Source organism: Microbacterium sp. (genome assembly GCF_035554235.1).
GTDB lineage: Bacteria > Actinomycetota > Actinomycetes > Actinomycetales > Microbacteriaceae > Microbacterium.
The window spans coordinates 1-7,238 of record NZ_DATMIO010000025.1 but is presented as its reverse complement, the minus strand read 5'-3'; the positions used below and the strand labels follow the sequence as shown (position 1 = coordinate 7,238).

Annotated in this window: 8 protein-coding genes; 2 read left to right on the top strand and 6 right to left on the bottom strand. The window is 70.0% G+C overall.

Features of this window, described 5'->3' with window-relative positions:
- From lplB to VNT50_RS01320, 3 genes are all read right to left on the bottom strand, one after another.
- Positions 1-399 (bottom strand): lipoate-protein ligase small subunit (gene lplB, locus VNT50_RS01330; RefSeq protein WP_491715929.1); only part of this gene is annotated, 399 nt, incomplete at its 3' end.
- 146 nt (positions 400-545) lie between these two features.
- Positions 546-875, bottom strand: coding sequence for a hypothetical protein (locus VNT50_RS01325; RefSeq protein WP_325483312.1), 330 nt, complete (start codon positions 873-875; stop codon positions 546-548).
- 120 nt (positions 876-995) lie between these two features.
- Positions 996-1,847: an alpha/beta fold hydrolase gene (locus VNT50_RS01320; protein ID WP_325483311.1), complete on the bottom strand. Its 852-nt coding sequence runs from the start codon at positions 1,845-1,847 to the stop codon at positions 996-998.
- A gap of 70 nt (positions 1,848-1,917) precedes the next feature.
- Here VNT50_RS01320 and VNT50_RS01315 point away from each other — a divergent pair, with 70 nt between their 5' ends.
- Both VNT50_RS01315 and VNT50_RS01310 read left to right on the top strand, forming a co-directional pair.
- Positions 1,918-2,379 (top strand): MarR family winged helix-turn-helix transcriptional regulator, encoded by a 462-nt coding sequence (locus VNT50_RS01315; RefSeq protein ID WP_325483310.1) that lies wholly within the window; start codon positions 1,918-1,920, stop codon positions 2,377-2,379.
- Positions 2,376-3,746, top strand: coding sequence for an MFS transporter (locus tag VNT50_RS01310; protein WP_325483309.1), 1,371 nt, complete (start codon positions 2,376-2,378; stop codon positions 3,744-3,746). Before VNT50_RS01315 ends, VNT50_RS01310 begins: the two co-directional genes overlap by 4 nt.
- A gap of 59 nt (positions 3,747-3,805) precedes the next feature.
- On the opposite strand, the gene VNT50_RS01305 is transcribed toward VNT50_RS01310, so the two are convergent.
- From VNT50_RS01305 to VNT50_RS01295, 3 genes are read right to left on the bottom strand one after another with little or no spacing between them, the layout of a single operon-like run.
- Entirely contained in the window at positions 3,806-5,437 is a 1,632-nt protein-coding gene (locus VNT50_RS01305; protein WP_325483308.1) for an FAD-dependent oxidoreductase, read from the bottom strand.
- Between the two features lie 10 nt (positions 5,438-5,447).
- On the bottom strand, positions 5,448-6,641 hold the full coding sequence (locus VNT50_RS01300; RefSeq protein WP_325483307.1) for a Na+/H+ antiporter NhaA: 1,194 nt from the start codon (positions 6,639-6,641) through the stop codon (positions 5,448-5,450).
- 50 nt (positions 6,642-6,691) lie between these two features.
- The gene (locus VNT50_RS01295; protein ID WP_325483306.1) at positions 6,692-7,156 is read right to left on the bottom strand and encodes a TIGR02444 family protein; all 465 of its coding nucleotides are present in this window, start codon (positions 7,154-7,156) and stop codon (positions 6,692-6,694) included.
- Between the last annotated feature and the right edge of the window lie 82 nt (positions 7,157-7,238).

The following is a 7,238-nucleotide window of genomic DNA, read 5'->3' as shown; positions in this document are numbered from 1 at the left end:
GGTCGGACGGCGCCGGCCGTCGCCGACGCGGGCGGTGAGCACCTCGTCGAGGGCCAGGTGCAGGCGCGGTGACACCGCCTTCTCGTGCACGACCTCCCACTCGAAGTCGCGCCATCCGGGGGCGGTCACGAGCGCGCGGCGCACGGCCGTGCCGACCGACTCGGGGGTGAACCCGAGCAGCTGGGCGCCCTCGGGCAGGGCGCCGCGCACCGCGGCCGCGATGGCCGCGACATCCGCCTCGACCGGGAGGCCGGTGATGGCGGCGTCGATCGCGTCGAGGGCCGTGTCGGGCTCGAGGAAGAAGTCACCCGCGAGGTGGAAGTCGGCGATGCGACCCCCGTCGACCTCGAGATCGACGACGACGAGCTTGCCGCCCGGAACCTTGTATTCGCCGTGCATGGGTTCAGCCTACGGGCGCGCCGGGGCGCGGCATCCCCCCGCTCGGCGTCGGCGGCGCCGTCGGCGAGAAACAACTTCGCGGCCGAGACACAAGGCATCGCATCGTGTCTCGGCCGCCCCATCGTGTTTCGGTGCGCGGGCTGTGGTCAGTTGAGCCCGGGGATGACGACCCAGCGGTTCACCAGCACGAGCCAGAACGCGAGCACCGCGAGCGCCGCGATCGCGAGGCCGAGGCCGCCCTTTCCGCGGACGATGAGCCCGACGATGACCACGATGATCGTCACGATCGCGAGCACGACCGAGCCGAACGGGATGCCGGGCACGAACAGCGACAGCAGGAAGAGCGCGGCGACGACGGTCTCGATGATGCCGAGCACGGTCGAGCCGCCCTTCGACCGCAGGCGCAGGATGCCGTCGATGAGGGCGAGCACGCCGCCCGCGATGGCGATGAGCAGGAGCCAGGAGAGAGTGATCACGGCGGGGGATTCCTTTCGAACGGATGCCGACCGGCGGGGTTTCGCCGCGTCGGGCAAGCCTAGTGACGGGGGGACTCAGTCGCGTTGCGCGAGGAGCTCAGTCGCGTTACGCGCAGGAGCTCAGTCTCGTTGCGCGAACCGGCGGTCGAGCCACGCGAGCAGGTCGCCGCGCACGTCGGCCTGCTGCACCTCGTTGAAGATCTCGTGCCGCGCGCCCGGGTAGATCAGTGTGGTCACGTCGGTGAGTCCCGACCGTGTCTCGTAGGCATCGGCGAGGCGATGCGCCGACACCGGGCCGCCGACCGAGTCGTCGCGACCGACCATGATCAGCACCGGCACGTCGCGGCCGAGATCCTTGCGCGGCTTGCCGATGAGGCGCAGGGTATCGGCCGGGCCGAACAGCTTCGCCAGGGGCACGACCGTGGTGAGCGGGTCGGCGACGAACGACTCGCCGACCGCCGCGTCGGTCGACAGCCACTCCATCCCCGTGACCGCCTCGGCCTTCCACCGGGCGTTCAGCGGGGCGGAGTTGAGCGATCCCGGCCAGCGGAGCGCGGTGCCGCTGAGGATGACGCCGTCGTACGCCTCGGGGTGGTCATCGAGCAGCATCTGCGCCATGAACGAACCCCACGAGTGACCGAGCAGCACGAGCGGCAGCCCGGGGTTCTCGGCGCGGATCAGCTCGCTGAACTGCCACAGGGCGGCGAGGGCCGCGCGCAGCCCGCCCGGTCCGAGCCGGCCGAGCTTCGTCGCATCGCCCCCGTGCTGCTTCATTCCCGTGCGGCCATGGCCGCGGTGGTCGTCGGCGTAGACGGTGTACCCGTCGGCGACGAGGGCCTGGATGACGGCGCCATAGCGCCCGGCGTGCTCCCCCACCCCGTGCACGAGCTGCACGATGGCGCGAGGCGCGGTCGCCGCGGGGTGGATGTCGTAGACGATCTCGATGCCGTGTGCATCGGTGAACTCGGGCATGCGGCGAGCCTACTTGCTGGGGATCAGGAATTTACTTAGCAAAGCTAATGAGCTAGGCTAACTAAATCTCATGACTCCCAGCTCTTCCTCCGACGCCCCTCCCGCAGACGCCTCCGCGCTCGGGCACGAGGCGTCCGATCTCCGCATGGCGACGTTCCGCCTCGCCCGGCGCCTGCGCGCCCAGCGCGCTGTCGACACGATGAGCGACGGCCAGTTCGCGGTGCTCGCAGGCCTGCACATCCACGGCAGCCACACGCTGAGTGAACTCGCCGAGCGCGAGCGCGTGAGCGCTCCCTCGATGAACCGCACCGTGAACTGCCTCGAGGAGTCCGGCTACCTGACCCGCACGGCCGACGCCGTCGACCGGCGGAAGGTCAACATCGAACTGACGGATGCCGGCGCCACCGTCGTCGCCGAGACCGTGCGTCGCCGTGACGCGTGGCTGGAGGAGGCGCTCGCCGAACTCTCGCCGGAGCAGCGCGCGACGCTGGCCGCGGCATCCGTCGTCATGCGAGAGCTGGCCGAGCGATGAGCGCGATGTTCCGGTCGTTCTCGATCTTCAACTACCGCGTCTGGTTCATCGGCGCGCTCGTCTCGAACGTCGGCCAGTGGATGCAGGCGACCGCTCAGAACTGGGTCGTGCTGACCGAGCTGACCGACAACGACGCCGCCGCGATGGGGGTGACGATGGCCCTGCAGTTCGGGCCGCCGCTGCTGCTGGTCGGGGTGACCGGCTGGGTCGCCGACCGCTTCGACCGCCGCAAGCTGCTGATGGTGACGCAGGGCCTGCTGCTGGCCCTCGGCGCGAGCCTCGGCGTGCTCATCCTGTCGGGAGTCATGACCCTGCCCCTGATGTACGTGTTCGCGCTCGCGCTGGGCGTCGTGGGGGCGTTCGACAACCCCGCCCGCCAGGCCTTCGTGTCCGACGTCGTGTCGCGTGAGAACGCCTCCAACGCGGTCGCGCTGAACGCGGCATCCTTCAACGGCGCCCGGATGATCGGGCCCGCCGTGGCCGGCGTGCTCATCGTGCTCGTGGGCACCGGATGGGTCTTTCTGATCAACGCGTTCACGTTCCTCGCGATGATGGTCGCCCTCCTGCTGATCCGGCCGGCCGAGCTGATCCCGCGCGTGCACACCGGCGGCCGATCGCGGCTGGCCGACGGATTCCGGTACGTCGGCAGACGCCCCGACCTGATCGTCACCTTGTCGATGGTGTTCCTGCTCGGCGCGTTCGGCATGAACTTCCCGATCTTCGCCTCGACGATGGCCCTCGAGTTCGGGCAGCAGGCCGACGGCTTCGGGCTGCTCAGCTCCATCCTCGCGATCGGGTCGCTCTCCGGCGCCCTGCTCGCCGCCCGCCGCGATCAGGCCCGCATCCGCGTCGTGGTGCTCGCTCTGCTGGGCTTCTCGCTCGCCTCGGTCGCGTCGACTCTGATGCCCGGGTACTGGGCGTACGCCGCCACGCTGGTGCTCGTCGGGTTCTCGGTCGTGACGGTGCTGACCACCGCGAACGGCTACGTGCAGACCACGACCGACCCCGCGCTGCGCGGACGAGTGCTCGCCCTCTACATGGCGATCATGATGGGCGGCACGCCCATCGGGGCCCCGATCGTCGGCTGGGTCGCGTCGGAGTACGGCCCGCGCGCCGCGATCCTCGTCGGAGCGGTGGCGGGCTTCGTCGCGTTCGCGATCGGGGTGACGTGGATGCTGGCCTCCGGCCGGCTGCACCGCCACGAGTCGCGCCGCTTCCGCCTGACGCTCGATGAGACCCGCCCCCTGCGCGTGGTCTCGCCCGAGGAATTCAGCAACGAGGTCGCGGGCACCACGCCGATCCGGCTTCCCGCGCTCGAACCGGCGGGCGGCGACCCGCTCCGCGCGGGCGGGGCGGGCGCGCGCTGACGCCGCCGACCGGAATCAGGTCGTGACCGACACTTTCGCGTAGCTCGGGGAGTCCGCCTTCAGCCGGCGAGCGCGCGGTGGACCGACGCCACGGCGCTCGATCCCTCGCCGACGGCCGCCGCGACCCGCTTCATGGACCCGCGGCGGACATCACCCGCGGCGAAGACCCTGGGGGTGGATGTCTCGAAGGGCAGGGGCTCGCGCCCGAGCGTCTGCCATTGCGCCAGCGACTGCGCCGCGATGTCGGTGCCCGTGCGCAAGAACCCGTCGGCGTCGCGGTCGAGCGCGGGAAGCCACGACGTGGCCGGCTCCGCGCCGATGAAGCAGAACAGGCCGCGCGCGTCCACCTCGCCGACGCTGTCGATGCGCACGCGCTCGAGGGAGTGCCCGCCCTCGAGGCCCACGACGCTCGCCCCCGTGTGCAGCTGGATGCGCGGATCCTCCATCAGCCGATCGACGAGGTAGGACGACATCCTGCTGCCGAGATCCGTGCCCCGCACGACCAGGTGCACCGGGCAGCCGTTGGCCGCCAGGTACAGCGAGGCCTGCCCGGCGGAGTTGGCGCCGCCGACCACGACGACGGGTGAGTCGAGCACCTGCCGCAGCTCGAGCCGCGTCGCGGCGTAGTAGATCCCCGCGCGCTCGAAGTCGCTCCAGCGGTCGAGATCCAGCCGGCGGTACGCGGCCCCCGAGGTCACGATCGCGGTGCGCGCGCGGATGATGCGCCCGTCGGTGATGGTGACATCGAGCAGGTCGCCCACCGCTTCGAGCCGGACGGCCTCGCACGGCGCGTACACGCGCACCCCGAACTTGAGCGCCTGAAGGGACGCCTGCCCGATGAGGTCGCCACCGCTCACCCCGAAGGGGAAGCCGAGGAAGTTCTCGATCCGGGATGTCGCCGCCGCCTGGCCGCCCGGCGCGACGGCGTCGAGCAGCACGGTGCTCAGCCCTTCGGAGGCGCCGTAGATCGCGGCGGCGAGGCCGGCGGGGCCGCCGCCCACGACGACGAGGTCGACCACCTCGTCGGCATCCGCCTGATAGCTCAGCCCGAGTCGTTCGGCGACCATCCCCGGCGTCGCCCGCACGAGCGGCTCGCCCTGGATGAAGGCGACCGGCAGGTCGTCGACGGTGATCCCGTGTCCGGTGAGCGAGCCCAGCTCTCCCGGGGCCAGCTCGACGGCCGAGTGCACGAGGTCGAGTCGTTCGGCGAAGCGGCGGAGCGCGAGGAAGTCGCCCGACGAGCGAGGCCCGACGAGCTTGAGTGTCAGGGCCGCCGGGCCGCTCCGCAGCGATTCTCGCCTGGCCCACAGCGCGTGCAGCACGAGATCCGACAGCTCGTCGTCCTCGGACATCAGCTTCCGCAGGTCGGCGCGCGTCACCCGGAGGATCCGCGCGGGCCCGGTCGCCCGCGCCGAGAGGAACGCGCCCTGGCCGTTGAGCAGGCCGAGCTCGCCGACGAACGAGCGGGGGCCCATCCGGGCCAGCACCGCCTCTTCGATCCACCACAGCGAATCGCGGACGACCTCCACCTCGCCCGAGTCGACGAGGATCAGGTCGTAGTCCCGGTCTCCCGAGCGGAAGAGGTACTCGCCCGGGGGGACCTCATGCGGCGTGCCGTACGCGAGCAGCCGCGCCCACTGCGCGTCGGAGAGGGCGGGCCGCTGCACGGGGTCGAGTTCGGTGGGTTCCATCGCTATCAGGCTAGTCAGCCGCAGCCCCCGCATCGGACTGCGCGAGCGCGCGGATGAGCGACTGCGCGTCGTAGGGACCCGTGTGGCGACGGCCGTTGATGAAGAGCGTGGGGACCGACGTGATGCCCATCGCCTCGGCATCCAGCATGTCATCGCGCACGCGCCCGGTGACCTCGGGGGATGTGAGGTCCCTCTCGAACCGCTCGACGTCGAGCCCCAGCTCTCGTGCCACGCGCACGATGTCGGACGGGCGCTGATTCTCCTGATCGGCGAAGAGGGCCCGTTCGAAGTCGAAGAACCGGCCCTGCAGCGCCGCCGCCTCGGCCGCCTCCGCCCCCGCGAGCGCGTTCGGGTGGTACTGCGTGAGCGGCGCATGCCGCCACACGTAGCGAAGCCGGTCGCCGAGTTCGCGGTGCACCTCCTGGATCGACCCGGAGGCCTTGAGGCAGAAGCCGCACTGGAAGTCGCCGTACTCCACGATCGTGTACGGGGCGTTCTCGGCACCGAAGACGTGGTCGCGCTTCGCATCGACGGGACGCGCGAGCGTCTGGCCCGCGTCGAGGTCGGGGCGGATCGCGTCTGAGATCCGGAAGATCACCGCCGCGATGACGAAGGCGATGATGGATGCCGCGAGCACCCCCACTCGCGCCTGATTCTGCGCATCGGGGTGATCGATCGCGAGATCGACGATGAAGAGCGAGATCGTGAAGCCGATGCCGCAGAGCGCGGCTCCTCCGGCGATGCGGTCGAGCGTGAGGCCGGGACCGAACTCACCGAGGCGCAGCAACCGGAGAACGGCGGCGGAGCCGAAGACGCCCACGAACTTTCCGATCACGAGGCCGACCACGATTCCCCACGTCAGCGGCGAGCGGATGGCACCGGCCAGGATCTCCGGGCTGATGACCACACCGGCGTTGGCCAGGGCGAACAGCGGCAGGATGACGTAGGCGACGTACGGCGCGTACGCCGACTGCAGTCGCTCGTTGATCGAGATCGATTCACGCAGGCTGTTCGCGGCCGCCCGCGCGTACTCGGTGTTCGGGGACTGCCTGAAGGTGCGTGCGAGATCGAGTGCGTGCTCGACGTCGCGCCGGTCGGGCCGATAGACGGGCACCAGAAGCGCGATCGCGACGCCCGCGAGCGTGGGATGCACGCCCGAGGCGAGGAACGCCAGCCACACGATGATCGCTAGGGTCGCGTACACGGGACCACGGCCGCCGCATCGATCGCAGCAACCACCCCAACCAGCGCTTCCTAAGTGCTGCTTACCGCGACGCGCAGCTGATGCAGCGCGTCGCGGTCCAGGTGGACGGCGCCTGCCGTTACACCTTCCAGCCAGGCCGATAGATCGGTCGCCTCACCCTGCGGCCAACTCTGCGCCGATCGCTCCAGTCGCAACAACAGATGCCGCTCGGCTTCCAGCTCCAGCGCTTTCACTTGTTCGCGTAACGCATTCAGTTCGGTATCTTCAGTCGCGATGACTTTCCATTGCATGCGCAAGGCGCGCAACGGTCGAACGACATCCGTGTCCCAAGGTTCGGCCACGTTGCAAAGTTGCTGCAATCGTTGCTCGTTGCAGGCAGTTCCGCGCTGTCCGAGCCACAACCCACACAACAACAGGCACACATTCACCCCCGCCGACTGCAAGGTCAGGCACGCGGCTTCAACGCCGGGACGGGCGTAAGTGCCAAGGGAAAAGCTCCACAGGTCAGAGGACATAGTGCTACTCGCGCCAGTTGCGAGCGAAGCTGGTAGACTCCGCCGCCATTATGATTCGACTTCAGAACCTGACTTTACAGCG